This is a genomic window from Streptomyces sp. NPDC050534 (assembly GCF_044457745.1).
Taxonomy (GTDB): Bacteria; Actinomycetota; Actinomycetes; order Streptomycetales; family Streptomycetaceae; genus Streptomyces.
This window is the reverse complement of the sequence record NZ_JBITHF010000001.1, coordinates 804,055-826,494: the sequence shown is the minus strand read 5'-3', so window position 1 is coordinate 826,494 and position 22,440 is coordinate 804,055. Positions and strand designations below refer to the sequence as shown.

22 protein-coding genes and 1 pseudogene are annotated in these 22,440 nt (G+C 72.1%); 10 read left to right on the top strand and 13 right to left on the bottom strand.

From position 1 onward, the window contains the following. Positions 1-90: 90 nt before the first annotated feature. The 5 genes from ACIBN2_RS03750 to ACIBN2_RS03730 form a co-directional block, all read right to left on the bottom strand. The gene (locus tag ACIBN2_RS03750; protein ID WP_399132476.1) at positions 91-1,149 is read right to left on the bottom strand and encodes an LLM class flavin-dependent oxidoreductase; all 1,059 of its coding nucleotides are present in this window, start codon (positions 1,147-1,149) and stop codon (positions 91-93) included. Further along, positions 1,149-1,658, bottom strand: a complete 510-nt coding sequence (locus tag ACIBN2_RS03745) for an SRPBCC family protein (protein ID WP_399132475.1) — start codon at positions 1,656-1,658, stop codon at positions 1,149-1,151. Before ACIBN2_RS03745 ends, ACIBN2_RS03750 begins: the two co-directional genes overlap by 1 nt. Positions 1,659-1,772: 114 nt before the next feature. Beyond that, a complete protein-coding gene (locus tag ACIBN2_RS03740) occupies positions 1,773-2,273 on the bottom strand; it encodes a winged helix-turn-helix transcriptional regulator (RefSeq protein ID WP_399132474.1) in 501 nt (166 codons plus the stop codon). A gap of 120 nt (positions 2,274-2,393) precedes the next feature. Continuing rightward, positions 2,394-2,981 carry a sigma-70 family RNA polymerase sigma factor gene (locus ACIBN2_RS03735; RefSeq protein WP_399132473.1) on the bottom strand — a complete coding sequence of 196 codons (588 nt, stop codon included), beginning with the start codon at positions 2,979-2,981 and terminating at the stop codon, positions 2,394-2,396. 293 nt (positions 2,982-3,274) lie between these two features. Continuing rightward, positions 3,275-3,976: an SDR family NAD(P)-dependent oxidoreductase gene (locus tag ACIBN2_RS03730; RefSeq protein WP_399132472.1), complete on the bottom strand. Its 702-nt coding sequence runs from the start codon at positions 3,974-3,976 to the stop codon at positions 3,275-3,277. Positions 3,977-4,176: 200 nt separating this feature from the next. Here ACIBN2_RS03730 and ACIBN2_RS03725 point away from each other — a divergent pair, with 200 nt between their 5' ends. Then, complete coding sequence (locus ACIBN2_RS03725; protein WP_399132879.1) at positions 4,177-4,644, top strand: SRPBCC family protein; 468 nt, start codon at positions 4,177-4,179, stop codon at positions 4,642-4,644. Continuing rightward, complete coding sequence (locus tag ACIBN2_RS03720) at positions 4,641-5,729, top strand: MerR family transcriptional regulator (protein ID WP_399132471.1); 1,089 nt, start codon at positions 4,641-4,643, stop codon at positions 5,727-5,729. Before ACIBN2_RS03725 ends, ACIBN2_RS03720 begins: the two co-directional genes overlap by 4 nt. Before the next feature lie 87 nt (positions 5,730-5,816). On the opposite strand, the gene ACIBN2_RS03715 is transcribed toward ACIBN2_RS03720, so the two are convergent. Beyond that, positions 5,817-6,398 carry a DUF4383 domain-containing protein gene (locus tag ACIBN2_RS03715; protein ID WP_399132470.1) on the bottom strand — a complete coding sequence of 194 codons (582 nt, stop codon included), beginning with the start codon at positions 6,396-6,398 and terminating at the stop codon, positions 5,817-5,819. 129 nt (positions 6,399-6,527) lie between these two features. Beyond that, positions 6,528-7,424: an AfsA-related hotdog domain-containing protein gene (locus tag ACIBN2_RS03710; protein ID WP_399132469.1), complete on the bottom strand. Its 897-nt coding sequence runs from the start codon at positions 7,422-7,424 to the stop codon at positions 6,528-6,530. Between the two features lie 248 nt (positions 7,425-7,672). Here ACIBN2_RS03710 and ACIBN2_RS03705 point away from each other — a divergent pair, with 248 nt between their 5' ends. Continuing rightward, positions 7,673-8,500, top strand: a complete 828-nt coding sequence (locus tag ACIBN2_RS03705; protein ID WP_399132468.1) for a class I SAM-dependent methyltransferase — start codon at positions 7,673-7,675, stop codon at positions 8,498-8,500. A gap of 273 nt (positions 8,501-8,773) precedes the next feature. Continuing rightward, the gene (gene rho, locus ACIBN2_RS03700; RefSeq protein WP_399132467.1) at positions 8,774-9,916 is read left to right on the top strand and encodes a transcription termination factor Rho; all 1,143 of its coding nucleotides are present in this window, start codon (positions 8,774-8,776) and stop codon (positions 9,914-9,916) included. A gap of 14 nt (positions 9,917-9,930) precedes the next feature. On the opposite strand, the gene ACIBN2_RS03695 is transcribed toward rho, so the two are convergent. Further along, a complete protein-coding gene (locus ACIBN2_RS03695) occupies positions 9,931-10,581 on the bottom strand; it encodes a dihydrofolate reductase family protein (protein WP_399132466.1) in 651 nt (216 codons plus the stop codon). Between the two features lie 90 nt (positions 10,582-10,671). On the opposite strand from ACIBN2_RS03695, the gene ACIBN2_RS03690 reads away from it, so the two are divergent. Next, a complete protein-coding gene (locus tag ACIBN2_RS03690) occupies positions 10,672-11,106 on the top strand; it encodes a PaaI family thioesterase (protein ID WP_399132465.1) in 435 nt (144 codons plus the stop codon). Positions 11,107-11,124: 18 nt separating this feature from the next. Here ACIBN2_RS03690 and ACIBN2_RS03685 read toward each other — a convergent pair whose 3' ends face one another. Next, the gene (locus tag ACIBN2_RS03685; RefSeq protein ID WP_399132464.1) at positions 11,125-11,928 is read right to left on the bottom strand and encodes an EamA family transporter; all 804 of its coding nucleotides are present in this window, start codon (positions 11,926-11,928) and stop codon (positions 11,125-11,127) included. A 167-nt stretch (positions 11,929-12,095) separates the two neighbouring features. Between ACIBN2_RS03685 and ACIBN2_RS03680 the strand changes: the two genes are divergently transcribed. The 3 genes from ACIBN2_RS03680 (at position 12,096) to ACIBN2_RS03670 (ending at position 14,964) form a co-directional block, all read left to right on the top strand. Continuing rightward, on the top strand, positions 12,096-12,950 hold the full coding sequence (locus ACIBN2_RS03680; protein WP_399132463.1) for a LysR family transcriptional regulator: 855 nt from the start codon (positions 12,096-12,098) through the stop codon (positions 12,948-12,950). A gap of 160 nt (positions 12,951-13,110) precedes the next feature. Further along, positions 13,111-13,980 carry an alpha/beta fold hydrolase gene (locus ACIBN2_RS03675; RefSeq protein ID WP_399132462.1) on the top strand — a complete coding sequence of 290 codons (870 nt, stop codon included), beginning with the start codon at positions 13,111-13,113 and terminating at the stop codon, positions 13,978-13,980. Between the two features lie 30 nt (positions 13,981-14,010). Next, the gene (locus ACIBN2_RS03670) at positions 14,011-14,964 is read left to right on the top strand and encodes a DUF427 domain-containing protein (RefSeq protein WP_399132461.1); all 954 of its coding nucleotides are present in this window, start codon (positions 14,011-14,013) and stop codon (positions 14,962-14,964) included. Here the strand turns inward: ACIBN2_RS03670 and ACIBN2_RS03665 are convergent. Next, positions 14,874-16,598 carry an MOSC domain-containing protein gene (locus ACIBN2_RS03665; protein WP_399132460.1) on the bottom strand — a complete coding sequence of 575 codons (1,725 nt, stop codon included), beginning with the start codon at positions 16,596-16,598 and terminating at the stop codon, positions 14,874-14,876. The two genes, ACIBN2_RS03670 and ACIBN2_RS03665, sit on opposite strands and share 91 nt — an antisense overlap. Positions 16,599-16,808: 210 nt before the next feature. Between ACIBN2_RS03665 and ACIBN2_RS03660 the strand changes: the two are divergent. Beyond that, positions 16,809-17,639 (top strand): annotated as a pseudogene (locus tag ACIBN2_RS03660) (D-alanyl-D-alanine carboxypeptidase family protein); the annotation flags it as partial. A gap of 83 nt (positions 17,640-17,722) precedes the next feature. Here ACIBN2_RS03660 and ACIBN2_RS03655 read toward each other — a convergent pair. Beyond that, positions 17,723-19,093: a glycosyltransferase 87 family protein gene (locus tag ACIBN2_RS03655; RefSeq protein ID WP_399132459.1), complete on the bottom strand. Its 1,371-nt coding sequence runs from the start codon at positions 19,091-19,093 to the stop codon at positions 17,723-17,725. Next, positions 19,090-20,484, bottom strand: a complete 1,395-nt coding sequence (mptB, locus tag ACIBN2_RS03650) for a polyprenol phosphomannose-dependent alpha 1,6 mannosyltransferase MptB (protein ID WP_399132458.1) — start codon at positions 20,482-20,484, stop codon at positions 19,090-19,092. Before mptB ends, ACIBN2_RS03655 begins: the two co-directional genes overlap by 4 nt. Before the next feature lie 195 nt (positions 20,485-20,679). Between mptB and ACIBN2_RS03645 the strand changes: the two genes are divergently transcribed. Continuing rightward, positions 20,680-21,444 (top strand): alpha/beta fold hydrolase, encoded by a 765-nt coding sequence (locus ACIBN2_RS03645; protein ID WP_399132878.1) that lies wholly within the window; start codon positions 20,680-20,682, stop codon positions 21,442-21,444. Between the two features lie 18 nt (positions 21,445-21,462). On the opposite strand, the gene ACIBN2_RS03640 is transcribed toward ACIBN2_RS03645, so the two are convergent. Further along, positions 21,463-22,401: a glutaminase gene (locus ACIBN2_RS03640; RefSeq protein WP_399132457.1), complete on the bottom strand. Its 939-nt coding sequence runs from the start codon at positions 22,399-22,401 to the stop codon at positions 21,463-21,465. Positions 22,402-22,440: the final 39 nt, after the last annotated feature.

The following is a 22,440-nucleotide window of genomic DNA, read 5'->3' as shown; positions in this document are numbered from 1 at the left end:
TCCTCCCGGTCGTCATGAGCTTCCTACACCCCACCGACGAACGGGGGCCCGCCGGATCGACACTCTGCCGGACGGATCTTCGGGACGGGCCTACGACGCGCTGCCGGCCTCCCGTACGAGTTCGATGGCCCGGCCGAGCGTGGCGAGCCGTTCGTCCAGCGTCTGCCCGGCCGGATACAGCCGTACGGTGTCCACGCCCGCGTCGCGCCACACCCGCAGCCGCTCGCGCACCATGGGCTCGGTGCCGATCAGCGTCGTGCCGAGCACCATCTCGTCGGTGACCAGCCCGGCCGCGCCGTCCCGGTCGCCCGCCTGCCAGCGTTCGCGGACCTCGGCGGCCACCTCGGCCCAACCCTGGCGGCTGTAGGCGTTGTTGTAGAAGTTGGTCGAGGCGGAGCCCATGCCGCCGAGGCTGAAGGCCAGTTCCTTCTTGCGGCCGGCGACCATCGCGGCGAGGGCGTCCTCGTCGGGTGCGAAGGCGACCTCGGCCCCCTGGCAGACGTCCAGTTCGCCACGGCCGCGTCCGCTGCGGGCGAGTCCTGCGTCGAGGTGGGCGAAGTACGCGTCCGCCGCGCCTTCGGGCACGAAGCTGGTGCCGAGCCAGCCGTCGGCGACCTCGCCGGTCAGCCGCAGCATGGCCGGGGACAGGGCGGCGAGGTAGACGGGGACGGCGTGCTCGGCTTTCGCCGACAGCCGCATCGGGACGGCGTCGCCGCCGGGCAGCGGGATGGTGAACTCCGTTCCCGCGTACGAGAGTTTGCCGCCGTCGAGTACTCGGCGCACGATCTCCACGGTCTCCCTCATACGGGCGAGCGGCCGGGCGAAGGGGACGCCGTGCAGGCCCTCCATCACCTGCGGGCCGGACGCGCCGAGGCCCAGCAGGAACCGTCCGCCGGAGAGGTTGGACAGCGTGATCGCGGTCTGGGCGACGGCGACCGGGGTGCGGGTGCCGACCTGGATGATGCCGGATCCCAGCAGCATCCGGTCGGTGAGGGCCGCGTAGTAGCCGAGGGCGGAGGGCGCGTCGGATCCCCAGGCCTCGGCGACCCAGCAGATGTCGAGGCCCAGTTTCTCGGCCTCCACGACGAAGTCGGCCGATTCCGGCCAGTGTTGGACGCCGGATGCCTCGATCGTGGTCGCGGTGCGCATCACTCGGCCTCCGCCAGCTGCTTGATCTGCTCCAGGGTGGCCGTCATGTTCTGCTCGAACTCCCGCATCCGTACGAACACGATCTTCTGTTCCTTCTCCGGCATCCGGTCGATCGCCGACGACAGCCCGGAGCGGCCGGGGCCCATCTGCATCCACTCCGACAGGTCGGTGCCGCCGTCACCCGCGTTCATCCGGAAACGCCAGACCGCCGTGGGGTTGGCGGGGTCCTCCACTGCCCAGGCGAAGACATGGCCTGGTTCGTACTCGATGACATACGAGGTGGTGGACCACTCGCCGAGCGCCTCGTGCCTGCTGCGGCCGAGGAAGCGGGCGCCGACCGAGGGGCCGGTGGCACCGTCCAGCCATTCGACCGACTGGAGCTCGTCACTCAGGCTCGGCATCAGCGCGACGTCCGAGACCAGGGCCCACACCCGGTCGGGCGGGGCGTCGATCCAGGTCCGCACCTCGACGGTGGGCTTGTCCGTGTAGCGTGCGCCGGTCCATTTCACCCTGGTCGGCCTCCTCGACGGAAATGGGGTCTGATCACCAGAGTTGCTTCACGAGACTCACCCTGTCAAGGGTGCTCGTGCCGTGCCCGCGCTCCGCCCCCGCGCCCCGCGACGTCACGCCGCACCGAACCGGCGCCGCACGTCCGGCCGCTGCTTCAGCCGCTCCGGATATCCGGGACCCATCCGCATCGAGGTGTCCTCGGCCCGCAGTGGCTCCCGGCAGACGGCACAGACCACCTCAGCCTCGGTGTCGTGCCCGCAGGTGCCGTGATGAAAGGCGACCGGGGCACCCTCGTCCCCCGCCAGCCACCGGTCACCCCACCGCGACATCGCGGCGAGCACACCGAAGAAGTCGCGCCCCTTCTCGGTCAACACGTAGTCGTAGCGCCGGGGTTCGTCCTGGTACGGCTTCTTCTCCAGAAGCCCTTCGTCCACCAGGCGGCGCAGCCGGTCGGTCAGCGTGTTGCGCGCGATGCCCAGCTCCTGCTGGAACTCGTCGAAGCGGTGGATCCCGTAGAAGGCCTCCCGCAGCACGAGCGGGGTCCACGCGTCACCCAGGAGATCCATGGTCCTCGCGATGGAGCACGGCCAGTTCGAGAACGACGTCCGTTTCATGACTCCAGGCTAGTCAGTCTCGACATGAGACTCAGGACAGCGGCTTCCGGGATCGACCGCCACTTCTCCGGGGGCGGCGCTGATTCGCGTGCTGCGCCCTGGAGGGAGCGGGCAGCGCCGTCACACCGCGTACTCGACCGCGTCGCCCTCCCGGAGCCTGGATGCCAGACGGTGCAGTCCCCGGCGGGCGTGGCTCTTGACGGTCCCCAGGGGCCAGCCGGTGAACTCGGCGATCTGGGTCTGAGTGAGGTCGTCGTAGAAGGCGAGGTTGAGCACCCGGCGCTGCGGTGCGGGGAGGCGGGACAGCTCGTCGGCGAGCAGGACGCGGTCGATGCTGGCCTCCGTGCCCGCGACCCCGTCGGCGGGCTGGAGCAGCATTTTGGCGCCTGCGGCTGCGACGAGTTCGTTCCGCCGGGTGCGGGCGGACAGCGCGTCGGCGATCTTCCGGCGGGTGATGCCCACGAGCCACCCTGACAGGGTCCCGCGCTCGGGGCTGAATCCGGCACGGCCTCGCCACGCGGCGAGGAACACCACCTGCGTGACGTCCTCCGCCTCCTTCGCATCCCCCAGGGAGCGCCGCGCGAGGGCGTAGACGAGCGGTCGCCAGCGGCGGTGGGCGATCTCGAGACAAGCCTCGTCACCGGCGAGGAACCCGGCCACGACCTCGGTCTCGTCGATGTCGGCGCCGGTGTGCAGTGCGGTCGTCATCGGAACTCCTCAGCTGGGCCTGGTGGTCACAACGTGCGACTGCGGCACTTTCACTGTGCGGATTCGATGCAACGTGGACAACTCGCATCGTCTGTGCATCGATAGCAGGGAGAGTCGTCACAGTGGCGCGGCGCGGGTCGGGGATACGGCGCGGTCAGGGCTTTCGCAGGCGCCGGGGTGCCGTGCCAGTGCCGGTGCCGGTGCCGGTGCCGGTGCCGGTGCCGGTGCCGGTGCCGGTGCCGGGCTCAAGGGCAGGCGCCGAGGGTGCGCCGCGCCCACTCGTACTGAGCGCCCTACCGCACCACTTCGAGCGCTCCGCCGGAACCGGGCCGGATCAGGCGGGCCCCGGAGGACAGCGCCTCGGCGATCGCGTCCGCGGCCTGCGCGACGGGCAGGCCCTTCGGCAGCGGCGGGGGTTCGCCCGAGACGGCCCGGTGCGCGAAACCCGTCTCCATGTGAGGCAGGTTGACATCCAGTACGGCCACACCGTCGCGCCGCCGCTCCCGGCGGACCGCCGTCAGCCAGGTGGCAAGCGCCGCCTTGGCCGCGGCGTAGTCCGCCATCCCCGCCGGTGCCGCCTCTGCCACGATCCCGGTGACGGCGGCGAGGACACCACCTCTGCGGACATGGACCGTGGCGGCGCGCAAAAACGCCATCGGAGCCAGCGCGTTGACCGTCGCCAGGTGTTCCGACACCGCCTCGTCCACCTCGCCGGCCGGTCCGAAGGCGGCGACGCCGACGCACACGACGACACCGTCCAGACCGCCCAGTTCTGCCGCAGCCCAGTCGACCGTCCGCCCGCACGAGCCGAGATCCCAGGCGTCGAACGTCCGGACCGGAGCAGCCGCGCAAGCCGCCGAGACACGGCCGAGCGTGTCGAGGTCGCGGCCGGCCAGTGCCAGGCGGGCCCCGAGCGCGTGCAGGCGGACGGCGAGCGCCCCGCCGATCCCGCCGGTGGCTCCGGGCACCAGGATCCGCGCGCCTTGCAGGTCCATGGCCGCAGCCTCCCCGGCACTACCGTGAACGGTCATCTCTCGTCCCGTTCGGCGGTCGATCGCCGGCCGGATGCACCGTCCGCCCACACGTATCCGTCCGCCCACGTACTTGCGTCCACCCACGTGCATCCGTCTGCCGCACAGCCTCGGAACAGAAGGTGCCGGGAGCTGTGGTCGAAATGGCGAAAACGGAGGCACTTGTGGTCGAGGTCGAACGCGTCATGACACTGGCTCATCCGCTGCCCGACGTCGTGGGCTTCCTCGCGGATTTCTCGAACACGACGTCATGGGATCCGGGAACCGTCACCTGTGACCGGATCGGCGGCGGGGAGCTGTCGGTGGGGGCGGAGTGGCACAACGTGTCGCAGTTCCGGGGGCGCCGTACCGAACTGCGCTACCGGCTGGTCCGCTTCGACCCCGACCACCTGACCTTCGTGGGGCGCAACAAGACGGCCACCTCCACCGACGACATGCGCTTCGAGGAGGACGGAGGGCGGACGAGGCTGATCTACCGGGCTCGCATCGACTTCCACGGCCTGGCCCGGCTGGCCGCTCCCCTGCTGAAGCGGGAGTTCGAGCGGCTCGGCGACGAGGTGTGCGAACGACTGCCCAAGGCCGTAGATCACGCTCTGGGCGTTCCGCCGACAGCAGACGGGCGGCCCCGATGAGCAGGGGGGATCTCCCGGTGGACGTGAGCGAGCCGGACGTGGACGGACCGGCCGCGGACGACACCGCCGACGCCGGGGTGACCACCGGATTCCTCGCCAGGCGTGTGGGCGTGTCGCCCACGACGCTGCGTTCCTGGGACCGCAGATACGGACTGGGCCCGGCCACCAGGCCGAAGGGCCACCACCGCAGATGGACGCCGGACGATGTCGCCATGGTTGTCGAGATGTGCCGGCTGACGGCTGGGGGCATCCCCCCGGCGGAAGCGGCCAGAGCGGCGAGGGCGGCGAAGGAACGCCACGACGGGCGCAGCCCGCAGGCCGCACCGGCGCCGCTATCCCTGCCCCCGGGCGGTGCCGCACTCGCCGGCAGGGCCACCTCGCCGCGCTCGAACGCCTCACGGTCCGGCAGTGGCCTGCCGCTGGGCAACGTTCGGCAGGAATGCAAGGGGCTCGCGCGCGCCGCCGTCCGGCTGGACTCCGTCGCCGTCCAGGAACAGCTCACCGCGTCCATCCGCGTCCACGGGCTGGTCGTCACGTGGGAGGAGATCCTGGGCCCGGCGCTGCAGGCCGTCGGGCGCAAGTGGCAGGCGGCCGGTGACCGCTACGTGGAGGTCGAGCACCTCCTGTCGTGGCACATCTCGGCGACGATCCGTCACGTCTACGTGTCCGCCGCGCTGACTCGGAAGGCGTCGGACTCCTCCCCCGTCATCCTTGCGTGCCTCCCGGAGGAGCAGCACACCCTCGCACTCGAAGCGCTCAGTGCGGCTCTGGCGGAGCGAGGCGTGCCCACCCTGATGCTGGGCAGCGGCGTCCCGGCGGAGGCTCTGCTGGCGGCGGTGCAGCGCGTCGGCCCGAGTGCCGTGGTCCTCTGGTCGCAGTCGCCCGCCACGGCGAGCACGCCTCTGGCCCTCCACGTCGCCGAGACCCGCTGGGGCATCCGCGGCGCGCGCACCCGGAGCCGCGTGCTCCTCGGCGGCCCCGGCTGGAGGCGGACGCAGCACCCCGGGCTGCTGCGTCCGCACGGCCTGCACGAGGCCCTGCTGATGCTGGACCCGCTGGAATCCAGAACGCCCGTCAACGCCTGAGTCCGGGCCGTCCCGCTCACGGCACACAGGAACGTCGTCCCCGCCCGACGCGGCGATCGGGCGGGGACGACTCGGCCGTCGGCCGCGTCACCCCTTGCGCTGTACGTCGGTCGCGGTGAGCGCCGGCCGAGGGGCGGAGCCGCTCCCGGACGGCGGAAGCCCCCCGCTCCGCGCCCGGCGCCGGGCCGCGAGGGATTCACGGGCCGCCTCGCGCGCGTGCCGCCGGCGCCAGTAGGGGTTGTCGTGCGACAGCTTGCTGGACACGCGCCCGTACATGCCGAAGGTCAGAATGATCAACCCCATGACGAAGCTGAACATCACGTTGGTCATGCCGAAATCGAGGACGTTCGCACCGCGGTCGAGGATGAAGAGGTGCGCGAAGCCGCTCAGCAGGAACAGCACGCCGACGACCATGTTGAGCGTCGAGGCGAAGTTCCCGCCGACCACGGCACCACCGATGAGGGCCAGGCCCACGACGACCGAGATCAGGCTCAGCACGCCGTTGGTGGACATGCCCGCGATGTGCTGCCCGCTCGTGTCGAAGGGGCTCAGCTCGTCGGCGAACCCGAGGACGCCGAAGACGAGCAGGGTCAGCCCGCAGAAGGCGGCACCGTACCGGTAGACCGTGGCCAGCCTGTGATCGACGGGGAGCTCGTCGCTCAGTTTCATGGCGGTTCCTTTCCCGGTCGGGAACGCGTGGCCGCGTCCCGCGGAGCGGCGCTGTGTGGCACCCACTTACGGCTCCGTTCATCACAAACCGGGCATACGGTTGCACTCGATCTGGAAGGTTCCCTCGTCTCAGCTCCCCAGCAGGCTCACGGTGCCCGTCGCGGCGACGCGGCCGTCCGCGGTCACGACGTAGCGGGCTCCCGTGTGATCCGCCGCCACGTCGACGGCCGCTCCCTTGTCCGGCACGGCCGACCGTAGTTCCGTGTGCAGGCCCACCACCGCACCGGCGGTCAGACCGGAGGACAGCAGAACGGCCTGGCGGCCGGCTTCCAGTACGGCCAGCGCGGGCAGCAGCCTCGGACGGCCCGGAAGCAGGACGGGGTGCGCCGGATCACGCGGGACGATCACCAGCCGGCCCTGCGGGGCACGGGCGAGCAGCACGTCCTGGTCGGCGACCGCACCCACCGCCGCGGCGGCAGGGTGCAGCAACGACGAACCCGGCGCCACAACGGCCGCTCCCGCTGCCTGCCGGACCGGCGGCGCGAACCTCATCGTGCACGTAGCGAATGGTTCCCCCGCGTACAGATACTCGGCCGTGACGCGAAAGGCGGCGAGCCCGCCGGACTCGGGCACGAGGTCGCTCAGGGTCACCCGGACCATCACATGGGTGGCGCTTCCGCTCTCCGTCGGCTGCGAGCCGGGGCGCAGCCCGAGGCTCACCGACACCGCCTCGAACGCCGTCCGCCCGGCGGCGAGGAGGGAGCGGTGCTGCACGGCGGCGGCGATCTGGCGGGTGGACTCGACGATGATCAGCGGATGATGCGCCACGGTCGGGGCGCGTTCGTTCAGCGGGTGCATCCGTGGCCACTGGCACTGCGCCTCGAAAGAGCGGTTCCCCAGGCGTCGCAGCCATACCACCAGCATCGACGCCATCGCCTCCAGCCCCAGGCTGCGCCAGGACAGCCGGCCGTCCCCGGTGGCAGGGCCCTCGGCCAAGGTCGGCTCGTACACTGCCCTGCCGAGCATGAGGCCTCCTCCGTATGCGCAGAGGCCGCCTTCGGGCGCCCCTGTACACGGCGTTCGCATCGGGCCCCGCCCTTGGATGCATCACGAAGAGGCCGGGGTCCAGGAGCCCGGCCCGTCTCTGTACCTGCTAGGCCGATGCCGGCGGCGCCGCGATCCAGCGCCGGCCGACGGGGACTCCTGCCACGCCGAGCGTGAACGATCGGCCCCTCTTCCCGCCGACGGGCGCCCGATCACGATTGGATGGCCCCATGACCACCGACGAGCACGCGCGGCTCATGCGGGCCAACCAGGCGAACTGGGACGCGCGCACCCCCGTCCATCTCGCCAGCGCGTTCTACGGGCTCGACCAAGGCCTGGATCCGGCCCGCTGGTTCGCGTCGTTCGAGTGGGAGGACCTCGGGGATCCGGCGGGACGTGACGTGCTGCATCTGCAGTGCCACCTCGGGACCGAGACGCTCGCCTTCGCGCGGCGCGGGGCCCGGGCCACCGGGCTCGACTTCTCGGAGGCGTCGGTGGCCGCAGCGCGGGACATCGCGGCGCGGGCGGGCCTGGACGTCGACTATGTGCAGGCGAATGTGTACGACGCGGAACAGGCCCTGGGCGGACGGCAGTTCGACGTCGTCTACACCGGCAAGGGCGCACTGTGCTACCTGCCCGACCTGGACCGCTGGGCAGCCGTCGTCGCCCAACTCCTGCGTCCTGGCGGGCAGTTGTACCTCGTCGAATTTCACCCCCTGCTCAACTCCCTCGGCCCGAAGCCCGGCCCGGGTGAGGGGCCAGAGCTGCTGCTGCGCCACGACTACCTGGCCGGCGACGGCGCCGTGCACCGGGACGCCACGCACACCTACACCGACGGCCCAGCCGTTCAGGGCGCCACCGACAGTTACGAGTGGATGCACGGAATAAGCGAGGTGGTCAACGCGTTGATCGGAGCAGGACTCACCATCCGGAGCCTGCGGGAGAGCGACGAGCTGCCCTGGCCACGCTGGCCGCAGATGGTCCGGACACCGTCCGGCTGGTGGCGGCTGCCCCAGCCGCGGATCCCGCTCCTGTACGGCCTGCTCGCCACCCGCTGAGCGGTTTGACACCGCAGTCTCTGTGGTACCGTGCCACTAGCACTTGTGTACGCCCCCCTTGAGGGCGCCGGTGCCAGTTCCTCACCAATTCGCCGAATCACCGCCGTTGTCACGGCCGGTACACCGGCTTTCCAGCACCGCCTCGTGACCGGAGCTGCCGTACCCGAGGTGCTGTTCCTGCCGCAGAAGGCGTGTTCCGACCGCCTTCCCTCCGCGGCGTCCCCCTCCCCTCCGCATGTCCCATGCCATCCGTCCTCGAAAGGACCGACCACCATGACCACCACTCTCGAACACCCCCCTGTCCGGCAAGAACCACAGACCCAGGTCGTCACCGGTGTCCTCGACATCGACGCGAGCGGGAAGGGGCACCTGCGCGCCGAGAGCCTGCTGCCCTCGTCCTCCGACCCCTCCGTCTCCCCCGCGCTCATCCGCCGTCTCGGCCTGCGCAAGGGCGACCTCGTCGAGGGCGTACGCGACGGCCGGCGCGCCCTGACCGAGGTCGTACGGATCGACGGGCGCACGCCCCAAGAGCTGCGCGGCCGCCGCGACTTCCGCGATCTCACACCGCTGCACCCGCGCGACCGGCTTCGCGTCGAACACCCGGCGGCCGGCCTGACCGGACGCGTCGTCGATCTGATCGCGCCCGTCGGCAAGGGCCAGCGCGGTCTGCTCGTGGCCCCGCCCAAGACCGGCAAGACGGTGCTGCTGCAGCAGATCGCCGCCGCCGTGGCCGGCAACCATCCCGAGTGCCGCCTGATGGTGGTGCTGCTCGACGAACGGCCCGAGGAGGTCACCGACATTCGGCGCTCCGTGCGCGGCGAGGTGTACGCCTCCACCTTCGACCGTCCGGCCAAGCAGCACATCGCGCTCGCCGAACTCGTCATCGAGCGGGCCAAGCGGCTCGTCGAGGCCGGCGAGGACGTCGTCATCCTGCTCGACTCGCTGACCCGGCTGTGCCGTGCCCACAACAACGCGGCCGCCGCTGGTGGCCGCACCCTGAGCGGCGGCGTCGACGCGACCGCGCTGCTCGGGCCCAAGCGGTTCTTCGGCGCCGCCCGCCTGGCCGAGGAGGGCGGCTCGCTCACCATCCTCGCGACCGCGCTGGTGGAGACCGGCTCCCGTGCCGACGACTACTTCTTCGAGGAGCTGAAGAGCACCGGCAACATGGAGCTGCGCCTCAGCCGCGAGACGGCCGCCCGGCGTGTCTTCCCGGCCGTCGACATCAACCCCTCGGGCACCCGCCGTGAGGAACTCCTGCTCTCCCCCGCCGAGTTGACCGCCGTACGGGGTCTGCGCCGCGCCCTGCAGAACCGGGACGGCCAGGCCGGCCTGGAGACCCTGCTGGAGCGGCTGCGGGCCACCCCCGACAACGCGACGTTCGTCCGCCGCATCCAGCCCACGCTGCCCGCCGAATGACCGTGCAGGGCCCGTCACTTCCGCCAGAACAGGTGGTGCGTCACCCCGCTCGGGCTGGGCACGACGTCGCGGTGGAACCGGTCCAGCAGTTCTTCGGATGACTCCCACAGCCGTACGCCCGTCCCGAGTTTCACCGGTGAGACCGCAACGTGCAGGGTGTCGACGAGGTCGGCGTCGAGGAACTCCCGGATGGTGGTCGCCCCGCCGCCCAGCCGGACGTCCTTGCCCCGCGCCGCCTCCCGGGCCTGCGCCAGGACCGTCGCCGGGTCGCCGTCGACGAAGTGGAACGTCGTGTCGGAGAGCGTGAACGACGGGCGCTTGTGGTGCGTCATCACGAACACCGGTGTACGGAACGGCGGTTCGCCGCCCCACCAGCCGCGCCACTCGTGGTTCTCCCAAGGCCCGCGCTGCGGCCCGAACTTGTTGCGGCCCATGATCTCGGCGCCGATGTTGCGGTCGTAGTCCCGTGTCAGATAGTCGTCGAGGCCCCGGCTGCCTCCGGGATCGGTGCGCATGGGCCAGCTCGCCGTGGCCCCGGCCCACGAGAACAGCTTCGAGGGATCGACGTCGACGTCGCCGAACGGCCGCTCCAGGCTCTGGTTCTCGCCGGCGCCGATGCCGTCGCTCGAGACGTTGAAGTTCTGGACTCGTACTAGTTGAGGCACGTGTTCCTCCTGTGATCTCGCACCGGTGATGAGACCCTTCGGGCCGGCAGAACTCATCGCCCGCGCTCCCGCTCCCCGAAAGGCCCCACCATGCCCCATCCCGACACGACATTCCCCGGCCCGGCCGCCCTCCTGGCGGCGATGCCCTTCGCTGCAGGTCTCGGCATCGAGCTCCACGAGGCCGCGCCCGACCGGGTCGTGGGCAGTCTGGCCTGGACCCCGGAGGCCTGCACCGCGGGTGGTGTGCTGCACGGCGGAGCCCTGATGGCGCTGGCCGACTCCGTCGGCGCCGTCTGCGCCTACCTCAACATCCCGGCCGGCGCCGGGACTTCCACGGTCGAGTCCAAGACCAACTTCCTGCGGGGCGTGACCTCCGGACGGGTCCACGCCACGGCCCGCACGCTGCACGTCGGCTTCACCCTGGTCGTCGTGCAGACCGACCTGCGGGACGACAACGACCGGCTCGTGGGACAGACCACCCAGACCCAGATCGTGCTCGGCGCGAACGGCGGCGCCGGGAGCTGAGCGCGCCCGGTCCCCCTGTCAGCAGCGCCGTACCAGGATGCTGAGCGTGTTGGCGGCCACGATGGCCGCGATGCTCGCCCACTCCGTCCAGCCGAGGTTCTGGCCGAGGCCGATCCACCCGACCAGGGCGGCCAGCAGCGGGTTGACGCTCATGAAGAGCCCGAACGCCTGGGCAGGCACCCGGCGCAGTGTGAACAGGTCGGCGAGGTAGGGCACCGCAGAGGAGAGCACACCGGCCGCGACCGCGCAGCCGACGGCCGCGGCGGTGGGCGGCTGGCGCAGGACCACGACGACGCCGACCGGAAGGAACGTCAGCGCGGAGATCGCGGCCGCCGTGGCCGAGCCCTGCGCTCCCGGGATACGCCGGCCGACGCTGCGGTTGAGCAGGATGTACGACGCCCAGCAGCCCGCGGCCAGCAGGCCAAGTCCCATGCCCAGGTAGTCGGTCGAGGGCTGCGGGCGCATCAGTGTGATGACGCCGGCCGTGGCGATCACCGCACAGCACGCGTCGACGCGGCGGCGGGCGGCGGCGAGGGCGATCGTGAGCGGGCCGAGGAACTCAAGGGTGACCGCGAGGCCGAGGCCGATGCGGTCGATGGCGGTGTAGAGGGACAGGTTCATGGTCCCGAACACCACGGCAAGGCCGAGCACCGGCCGCCACTGCGCCCAGGTGAAGTCCCGCAGGCGGGGGCGGCCGACAGCGAGCAGGACGAGCGCGGCGACGTACTGCCGGACCGCGACCACGCCCGCCGGCCCGATCACGGGGAAGGCGAGCGAACCGATCGCGGCGCCGACCTGGTTCGACAGGCCGCTGGCGGCCATCGTCGCCACTCCGGCCCACCGGCCGGCCGACGGTGCCGGGGCTGGCGCGCGCACCGGCGCCGCGGAAGAGTCCGAAACCGTGGCGGTGGGATTCAGCATGTCCCGATCGTGCGCTGCCCGGATGCTTGCACAAAATGCACCCTCGCCCTCGTGCATACGCTTGAGTCATGGATGTGGAGCTACGGCAGTTGCGCTGTCTCGTCGCCATCGTCGACGAGGGGACGTTCACCGATGCCGCCATCGCGCTCGGCGTCTCGCAGGCGGCGGTGTCCCGGACGCTGGCGTCGCTCGAACGCGCCCTCGGGGTGAGGCTGCTCCGGCGCACCTCGCGTGCGGTGGCGCCGACCGCGACCGGGCTGCGGGTGGTGGCCCAGGCCAGGCGGGTGCTCGGCGAGGTGGACGACCTGGTCCGGGAGGCGACCTCGGGTCACACCAGCCTGCGGATCGGCTACGCCTGGTCGGCGGTGGGCCGCCACACGCCGGCGTTCCAGCGCCGCTGGGCCCGGGCCCACCCCGGGACCGACCTCCATCTGGTCCGCGTCAACTCCGCCACCGCCGGGCTCGTGGAAGGAGCCTGCGACCTCGCGGTGGTGCGCCGGCCGCCCGACGACCGCCGGTTCGGCTCGGCCATCGTGGGCCTGGAGCGGCGCCTGGCCGCCCTGTCCGCCGACGACGCCCTCGCCTCGCGCCGCTCACTCCGGCTCGCCGACCTGGGCGAACGCACCCTGCTGATCGACCGGCGCACCGGAACGACCACGCCCGATCTCTGGCCGGCCGACTCCCGCCCGGTGACCGAGGAGAGCCATGACATCGAGGACTGGCTGAACGTGATCTCCAGCGGACGCTGCGTCGGTATGACCGCGGAGTCCACCGCCCACCAGTACCGCAGGCCGGGCATCGTCTACCGGCCGGTCCGCGATGCCGAGCCCATCGCCGTACGACTGGCCTGGTGGCGGGACGACCCGCACCCCGCCACCCAGACCGCGGTCGAACTGCTCACCGCCCTCTACCGGGGCGACTGACCGGGGCAGACACCGACGGCCGCCTGGAACAAGGCAGTTGACGACGACAACCGCGCCGACGCGCAATCTTCTCTAACCGTTGAAAGTGTATTGACAGGTTAGGTCCGGCATGCTCGACTGGTCCTGTAACCACTCACGCAGTATTGAAGGGTTAGAGGATATGGTCACCGCAGTCCACCACCGCACCGCCACCGTCAACGGTCTCGAGGTCTTCTACCGGGAGGCCGGCGACCCCCAGGCCCCCGCAGTCGTGCTGCTGCACGGCTTCCCGACCAGCTCGCACATGTTCCGCCACCTGGTCCCGGCGCTCGCCGACCGCTACCACGTGATCGCCCCCGACCACATCGGGTTCGGCCAGTCCGCGATGCCCACACTTCAGGAGTTCCCGTACACCTTCGACGCGCTCACCGAGGTCACCGCGGGTCTGCTCAAGCAACTCGGCGTCGAGCGCTTCGCGATGTACGTGCAGGACTACGGCGCGCCCATCGGCTGGCGTCTCGCCCTCCAGGCCCCGGACCGCATCACCGCGATCATCACGCAGAACGGAAACGGCTACGAGGAGGGCTTCGTCAAGCCCTTCTGGGACGCGGTCTTCGCCTACACCACCCACCCCGGGCCGGACACCGAAGCCCCCATGCGCGGCGCCCTGACCCTGGAGAGCACCCGCTGGCAGTACCTGAACGGCGTCGCGGACCCCAGCCTGGTCAGCCCCGACAACTGGATCCACGACCAGGCGCTGCTGGACCGCCCCGGCAACGACGAGATCCAGCTCAAGCTGTTCCGGGACTATCCCACCAACGTGGACCTCTACCCGCAGGTCCACCGCTACTTCCGCGACTCCCAGGTCCCGCTGCTGGCGGTCTGGGGAGCCGGCGACGAGATCTTCGGCCCCGCGGGCGCGGAGGCGTTCCGCCAGGACCTGCCCGACGCCGAGATCCACCTGCTCGACTCGGGCCACTTCGCCCTGGAGAGCCACCTCGGGCCCATCACCGGCCACATCCGCGACTTCCTGGCCCGCGTCCTCGCCTGACGCGCGTCCCGCCCCCGAAAGGAACCCGCCATGGGTCTGTCCTGGCAGCAAGGGCCTCTCGCGTCCGGCGCGATCGGCCACTTCCTCACCCCCGAACCCCTCCCCGAGCGCCTCCTGTTCGCCGAGCGCCTGCGCCGCCGTATGCGGGTGAGGTTCGACGGCATCTGGATCGCCGACAGCGAGGACGTCGTCCTGCTGCACGAACCGGGCCGCTATCCCGTCGCCTACTTCCCCCGCGAAGACGTCGACGCGCAGGCCCTCGTCCCGAGCGGCAGGGTCACCCGGCACAAGGACCTCGGCGACACCACCTGGTTCGCGGTGCGCGCCGGCGACCGCACCACCGAACGCGCCGCCTGGGAGTTCACCGGCCTGCCCGGCCACGCCACCGGACTCCAGGGCCGCATCGCCTTCGCGTGGCGCGCGATGGACGCCTTCTACGAGGAGGACGAGCGGATCCTGGGCCACGCCGCCGACCAGTACCACCGCATCGACATCCGCACCACGTCCCGCACCCTCGAAGTCCGCCTCGGCGGCACGGTGATCGCCCGCTCCGAACACCCGGTCGTGCTCTACGAGTCCGGCTTCGCGCCGCGCTGGTACATCCCGCGTGCCGACATCGACGAAACCGCGCTGACACCGGTCGAGGGGCAGACCTTCTGCCCCTACAAGGGCCTGTGCGACTACTACGACGTCGGAGACGCGCACCGGGCCGCCTGGACGTACCGCGACGCCTACCGGGAGGTCGACCGCGTCACCGGCCTGGTCTCCTTCGAGCCGGACCGGGTCGAGGTCCTCCTCGACGGCAGGCGCCTCCGCCTCGAGCCGGGCCAGAAGGTCGTCCCGCACGGCGTGGACCGCGGCCTGGACGCCGCCGAAGCACACACCCGTCGACCTCACATGTCGAGGACGACGTCGCCCTCGGGCCGGGCGCAGCAGATGAGCACCTCGCCGTCGGGCGGCGGTTCCAGCGGAGCCGGTTCGTAGCTGACGCGGCCTGTCAGCAGCGGAGTCACGCAGGTGTGGCAGACGCCGGTACGGCAGCTCCAGCGGGCTGGTACGTCGCAGGCGTCGGCGAGTTCGAGCACGCTGGCGGTGCGGTCGGGAAAGGGTGTGGAGATGCCGCTGCGGGCGAAGGTCACCGTGGGGCCGGTTCCGGGCGGCCCGGGCGGCTGGTGCGGCGGCCCGGCGGCTCGCCCGGTGAGGCCGGGGTTGATGGCGGGCAGGGCTCCGAAGAGTTCGGTGTGGATACGGGCGGGGTCGATGCCGACCGCGGTGAGGGCGGCCGTCATGTCCGCCATGAACGGCTCCGGGCCGCAGATGTAGGCGGTCGCGTCGGCCGGTACGTCCAGCGCGATCAACGCCTCCTTGGTCACGTGCCCGGCGGTGGCGTGCGCGCGACGCAGTTCCTCCGGGGTGGCCGAGCTGTAGAAGACGTGCTCGCGGGAGTGCGGCAGCGCGTCGAGGAGGGTGTGCGCCTCGGCGGCCAGCGGGTGCTCCCTCGGCCCGCGTGCCCCGTGGACCCACCACACCTCGCGGTGGCTTCGGTCCGCCGTGAGTTCGTACAGCATCGACAGCACGGGCGTGAGACCGATGCCGGCCGAGACGAGGAGGACGGGACCCGCGCCGTCGGTGAGGACGAAGTCACCGCGGGGCGCCGCCACTTCGAGCACCGTGCCCGCTCGCAGCCTCGCGTTGATGTAGCCGCTCGCGACGCCGTGCGGTTCGTGCTTGACGCTGATGCGGTAGCTGCCGCTGTCGGGCGCGGAGGACAGCGAGTAGCTGCGCACCGGGGCGGAGCCGTCGGATACGGGGAGTCGCAGCGTCAGGTACTGGCCCGCCCGGGCGGCCGGGAGCCGGCTTCCGTCGGGCGCGGCCAGGCGGATCGAGGTGACCCTGGTGTTCTCGGCGATCACGTCGGCCACACGCAGTGCCCGGAAACCGTCCCAGGCCGGGCGTTCGGCGTGGCCGGAACCCTCGTCGGCGGCGGCCAGATCGCGGAACGAGCCCTGCCAACCGGGGCTCAGCGCGGGGATGTTCAGGGCGAGGCGCAGCTTGGCCGGGTCCCGGCCGGGCAGGTAGAGCAGCGCGTCCGTGTCGGCGACGGTGAGCGCGCCGGGACCGGTACCGGTCTTGACGATCTCGTCGCCCGCCTCGATGTGCCCCTCGCGCAGCACCCGCATGTAGAAGCCGGGCCGGTGGTGGCCGACCAGCAGGGCGGGCAGCTCCGGCTCGCCGAGGCGCAGGCCCACGCGGTAGCAGGTGACCCTCGGCTGGGTGACCTCGAACTCGGCCTCGCCGATGCGGTACCGGTCGCCGATGCAGACCTCGTCGTCGGGCAGTCCGTCGACGGTGAGGTTCTCCCCGAACTGGCCGAACTCGAAGTCGTCCCGGCCGAAGTGCCGCTCCCAGTACCGGTAGGAGCCGAGCTGGTAGACGAGCACGGCCCGCTGCTCGCCGCCGTGGCCCTGGGTGTCGCCCTGCCCGTCGCCGTCGATGTTGAGCCGGCGCACCATCGCCGGCCCGGACACCGGGTGCTTCCAGACGCCGGTGTGGACCGTCCGGCCCTGCCACGGCACATCCTTGGGCATTCCGACGTTCACCGAAACCAGGGACGGCATGGCTCGCTCCCTCCGTGCGGCCGGCTTGTAGGCGCCACGCTACGACCGCGCGGTGCGGCGCGCCTCCCCGGCGCCGAGGCGGTCGCACACGCCCCTGCCCGGCCCCGGCACCGGACGCCACGCACTCCGCACTGCGGCATCCGGGTACTACCGCACCGCCCCCGGCCCGGTCACCGTCCCGTAGGCCCGGTCAATTCCTACGTTGATCATATGATCAGCGATCTCCCATCCCGCGCGGCCGTCACCACCTGCGCGTTCTGCGCCGCGGCGGTCATGTCGTTCACGCCCGTCGCGGCCGCGGCCGGGACGGAGCCCGTGCCGCCCGCACCGCCGCGCGCGGCCGTGCCGCAGTCGTCGTACCTGTATCGCGAGGGCACCCAGGTCCGGCCGCATCGCGCGGCGCCGGGGCTGCCGGACGTCTCCGCGCTGTCCTGGCTGGTGGCCGACGCCCGCACCGGGGAGGTGCTGGCCGCCCACGACGCGCACCGCCGGCTCCCGCCCGCCAGCACGCTGAAGACCCTCTTCGCACTGACCGTGCTGCCGACGCTGCCGGGAGACCTCCAGCACACCGTCAGTCAGGAGGAGATGTCGGACATCGGACCGGGCAGCAGCATGGTGGGGGTCGCCGAGGGGCACACCTACCGGGTCTCCGACCTGTGGCGCGGGGTCTTCCTCCACTCCGGCAACGACGCCGTGGACGTGCTGGCCTCGATGAACGGCGGCTGGCACCGGACGGCCGACCAGATGCAGGCCAAGGCCCAGACCCTGGGCGCCCTCGACACGCACGTGCGCTCACCCGACGGGTACGACATGCCGGGCCAGGTCTCCTCGGCGTACGACCTGGCTGTGTTCGGCCGGGAGGGGCTGCGCAACGCGGACTTCGCACGGTACTGCGGCACGGCCGAGGCGATGTTCCCGGGCGGAGGCGGATGGTCGTACGGCATCCGGAACACCAACCGGCTGCTGACCGGCGCGGACGGCGTGCAGCCGTACCCGGGGCTGATCGGCGTCAAGAACGGCTACACCAGCAACGCCGGCAACACACTCGTCGCCGCGGCCCACCGGGACGGGCGCACGCTCGTGGTCACCGTCATGAACCCGCAGGAGGGCGGCGGGTTCACCGTCTACGAGGAGGCCCGCCGGCTGCTCGACTGGGGGTTCGAGGCCGCCGGACGGGTCGAACCGGTGGGCTCGCTGGACGCGCTGCGGTTCAGGCCGCGCCCGGGACCGCACGCCGCACCCGTGGCGGCACCGCGCCCCACGCCCGTGGCCGTCGCCCCGGACGGCGGACCCGGGTGGCCGGCGGCGGGCATCATCTCGGGTGCCGCCCTGCTCGGCGCGGGGGCCGTCGCGCTGCTGCTGCGCCGCAAGGGCAGGTTGTCGGCGCGGAGTTGACCGGCCGGCAGCCACAGCAGCAGGCCGAGCGTGATCCAGGTGTAGGTGTTGCTGCCGAGGAAGCCGTCGACGCCGGACGCGTCGTGGAACCACAGCCACACCACGCTGGTGCACAGCACGGCGTACAGGGCGCCCGCCACGCGCGCGTGCCCTGTACGCACCAGTACGGCGAAGGCCGGCAGCAGCCACACCAGGTGGTGCACCCAGGTGATGGGGCTGACGAGACAGGCCGTCACGCCGGTCAGGGCGAACGCGGCCGGCCAGTCGCCCGCGGCGAGGGCGCGGCGGGTGCGCCACACCCAGACGCCGAGGACGACCAGGACCGCCGCGGCCCAGGCCGTGCGGTGGGTGTCCCCGAGTCGGGCCAGAATGCCCTGGAGCGACTGGTTGGAGACGTAGTCGAGGCGGCCCACCCGGCTCGTGTCCCACAGGGCCTCGGTCCAGTAGAAGCGGGAGGCGTCCGGGGCCACCAGGGCGGCGAAGGCGGTCGCCGCGGCGGTGACCGCGCTCGCGACGGCGGCGGCCCGCCAGCGGCGGGCGAGCAGCAGCAGGCCGATGAAGACCGCGGGCGTGAGCTTGATCGCGGCCGCCAGGCCGATGCCCACGCCCGCCCGGCGTTCGCGTCCGGTGGACAGCAGCCACGCGTCGGTGAGCACCAGCGCCAGCAGCAGGAGGTTGACCTGCCCGAAGCTGAAGGTGTCACGGAGCGGCTCGAACAGGGCGAGCAGGCAGGCGCCCAGGGCGCAGCCGAACCAGCCGTAGCGGCGCCATGCCCCGTCGGTCAGGATGTGCAGGATCAGCGCCAGGGCCGCGAGGTTGAGCAGCACGGATCCCACGATCGCCGTACGCAGGCCGACGAGGGCCATCGGCAGCATGCCGACCGCCGCGAACGGCGGGTAGGTGAAGCCGTACGCCGTCCCCGGCACCCGGTAGTCGTAGAGCCGTCCGCCGTGGTGGATCCAGGTGTTGACCGCACCGTAGTAGACGCGCAGGTCGAACCAGTCGCGCAGCAGCGGGACCGTCGCGGTGAAGGCGGTGACGGCTGCGGCGAGGGCGAGGATCAGGAGCAGTCGGCCGCGGTCGGTGCGGGGCGGGTTCATGCCGTCCTTTCCAGAGCGGGTGCCTGCGCCGCCTGATGGGCCTGCCACAGGACGACGACGGCGAGCGCGCCGCCTGAGACCGCCAGCATCAACTGCCCGCTGTCGACCTGGCCTCCGCTGGGCAGGGTGGCGAGCGCGAGCACACCCGTCACGGCCGCCACCCGCTGCCGTACCGACGTGGTGGGTGCCGCGGCGGCGATGAGGAACAGGCCCCACAGGGCGTACCAGGGGCGGATCGCCGGGCCGAACGCGGCCACCGCGGCGAGGCTGAGCCCGAGCGCGTAGACCGGCCTGGGGCGCAGCCGCCACCATATGGCCGCCACGACGATCGCGGTGATCGCGAGGCCGAACAGGTGCCAGGCCGGGAGGGCCAGGGGTGCCAGGTCGCTGCCGAAGCGCGCCAGCACGGCGCCGGTGGCGCGGCCGAGGAGGCTGGAGAGTGCCCAGTTGTGCGGGGAGACGGGGGTGTCGAGCGCGCCGATCCAGCCGTATCCCGTGCCGGCGACGGCGGTCGCGGCGACCGTGGTGGCCGCGGCCGCGAGGACGGTCGTGGAGACCGCCTTCACCGGGCGGCGCCCGGCCCGCACCTGGAGGACGACGACCGCGGCGAGCCCCAGCACGGCGGGCGCCTTCACCAACGCGGCGAGCGTGACGAGTACGGCGCCCAGGACGGGCCACCGGCCGAGGGCGGCGACCAGGCCGACGCCGAGCAGGCCGAGCATGATGGCGTCGTTGTGGGCGCCCGCGACCAGGTGGAGGAGGACCAGCGGGTTGAGGGCGCCGAGCCAGAGCGCGGCGGCCGGATCGGCGCCGCTGTGCCGGGCCAGGCGCGGCAGCGCGGCGGCCATCAGCGCCACGCCGAGCAGGGCGACCACCCGCATCCCGAAGAGGCCGGCCGGGATCTCGCCGCGGGTCAGGCCGGACAGTCCCGAGGCGACGGCGAGGAACACCGGGCCGTACGGGGCGCCGGTGTGCTGCCACAGCGGGGCCACCTCGTCGGCGAGCGGGCCGCCGAGCAGGGCGGGCCCATGGGCGTAGACGTCCATGTGGGCGTCGACCATGGCGCCCTGGGCGAGGTAGCTGTAGACGTCGCGGCTGAACAGCGGCGGGGCGAGCAGCAGCGGGGCCGCCCAGACGGCGAGCACGAGCAGCAGGTCGCGCGGGGTGGGCGGCTCGGTGCCGCGCACCAGCCGCCCGAGCAGCACCCAGGCCGCTATCAGCAGCACCACGCCGAAGTACGCGCCGACCAGGCCCAGCGCGGCGTGGACGTCGGCCGGAGCGGAGAGATCCCGTACGGGCAGGGCGCCGGCCGTCTCACCGCCCAGTGCGAGGAAGGCGGTGCCGGCCAGGCCGAGCACCTGGCAGCGGCGGAGATCGACGGCTAAATCCATGGCCAACACTGGGAAAGCGTGTCAACGCCGGATGGCCGGGAATCGACGCGCCGCCTGCCGGGCGGGGGCCTGCGTGTGACCGGCGTGTGATCCCGCCCCGCAGCGATGATTTCCCGGTGACCGACCGGTCTCCCCTGTGCACCGCCCCCGCTTCCCCTCCCGCAGCCCGACCACCACGGAACGGACGTGACGACCATGCCGAACAGCTCCGCCTACGCCAAGGTCAACGGCCTGGAGATGTACTACGAGACGCACGGCATCGACGACACCGGACAGCGGCCCCTGGTACTGCTGCACGGTGGGGCCCACACCGTCGGTCTCTCCTTCGCGGCGGTGCTGCCCACGCTCGCCGAGGGCCGCCGCGTCGTGGCGCCCGAACTGCAGGGACACGGCCACACCGCCGATACCGAGCGCGAGATGTCGGTGGCGGCCTTCGCCTCCGACATCGTCGCGCTCCTCGACGAACTCGGCATCCAGCAGGCCGACTTCGTCGGTTTCAGCCTCGGCGGACTGACCGCGCTGGAGATCGCGGTACGGCATCCCGAGCGCGTCGGCCGGCTGGTGCTCGCCGCCACGCACTACCGGCAGGACGGCTACCACGACGAGGTCCGCACCCCGGACTACAGCTCCGCGCGGCTGCCCAGCGAGGCGGACTTCCAGGAGATGGCCGACGCCTACGCGGCCGTCGCGCCGCATCCCGAGCACTTCCAGGACTTCCTCGGCAAGGTCAGCGGCGCCGCCCATGCCCCGCTGGCGTGGACCGCCGACGACCTGCGGGGGCTGACCGCGCCCACGCTCCTCATCGTCGGCGACACCGACTTCGTGCGGGTCGAGCACGCGGCACAGATGCAGGAGCTGATCCCCGACGCGCGGCTGGCGGTCGTGCCGGCCACCACGCATGTGGCGCTGATGCGGCGCACCTCGGTGCTGCTGCCGCTGCTGACGGAGTTCCTGGGCTGAACTCCCGTGCCAGCCGGGTCAGAACACGGACAGACCGGTCAGGGTCGTGAAGCGGTCCAGGGCCGCGACCCCTGCGACCGAGTTGCCGCGCTCGTCCAGGCCCGGGCCCCATACGCACAGCGTGCAGCGTCCGGGTACGACCGCGATGATGCCGCCGCCGACACCGCTCTTGCCGGGCAACCCGACACGGTAGGCGAAGTCGCCGGCCGCGTCGTACGTCCCGCAGGTCAGCATCACCGCGTTGACCTGCTTGGCCTGGCTCTGGGTGAGCAGCCGGGTGCCGTCGGCGCGTATGCCGTGGCGGGCCAGGAAGCCGGTGGCCAGGGCGAGGTCGGCGCAGGACGCCGTGAGGGAGCACTGGCGGAAGTACTGGTCCAGCAGCACCGGCACGGGGTTGTCGATGTTGCCGTAGGACGCCATGAAGTGGGCCAGGGCGGCGTTGCGGTCGCCGTGCGCGGTCTCGGAGGCGGCGACGTCCTTGTCGAAGTCCAGGTCCGGGTTGCCGCTCTCGGCACGCAGGAAGCCCAGCAGTTCACCCGCCGCGTCTCCGGTACGGGTCTGCAGGCGGTCGGTGACGACGAGGGCGCCCGCGTTGATGAACGGGTTGCGCGGGATGCCGTTCTCGTACTCCAGCTGGATCAGGGAGTTGAACGGGTTGCCCGAGGGCTCGCGGCCCACGTGCTCCCAGAGCTGGTCGCCCTCGCGGGCCAGGTCGAGGGCGAGAGTGAAGACCTTGGTGATGGACTGCGTCGAGAACGGCTCGTGCCAGTCCCCGACGCCGTACACCGTGCCGTCCGGCTCCGCGACGGCCATGCCGAAGCTGCGCGGGTCGCGGGCCGCGAGTGCCGGGATGTAGTCGGCGGGCCGCCCGCGGCCGGGCGTCCGCCCGATCTCCTCGGCGATACGCGCCAGGACCGGCTCGAAGGTGTGGGGCGACGTCGCTGTCATGATCACCATTGTGCCGCCGCTCCGGTCCCGGCGCGTCCTCGCGGTTCG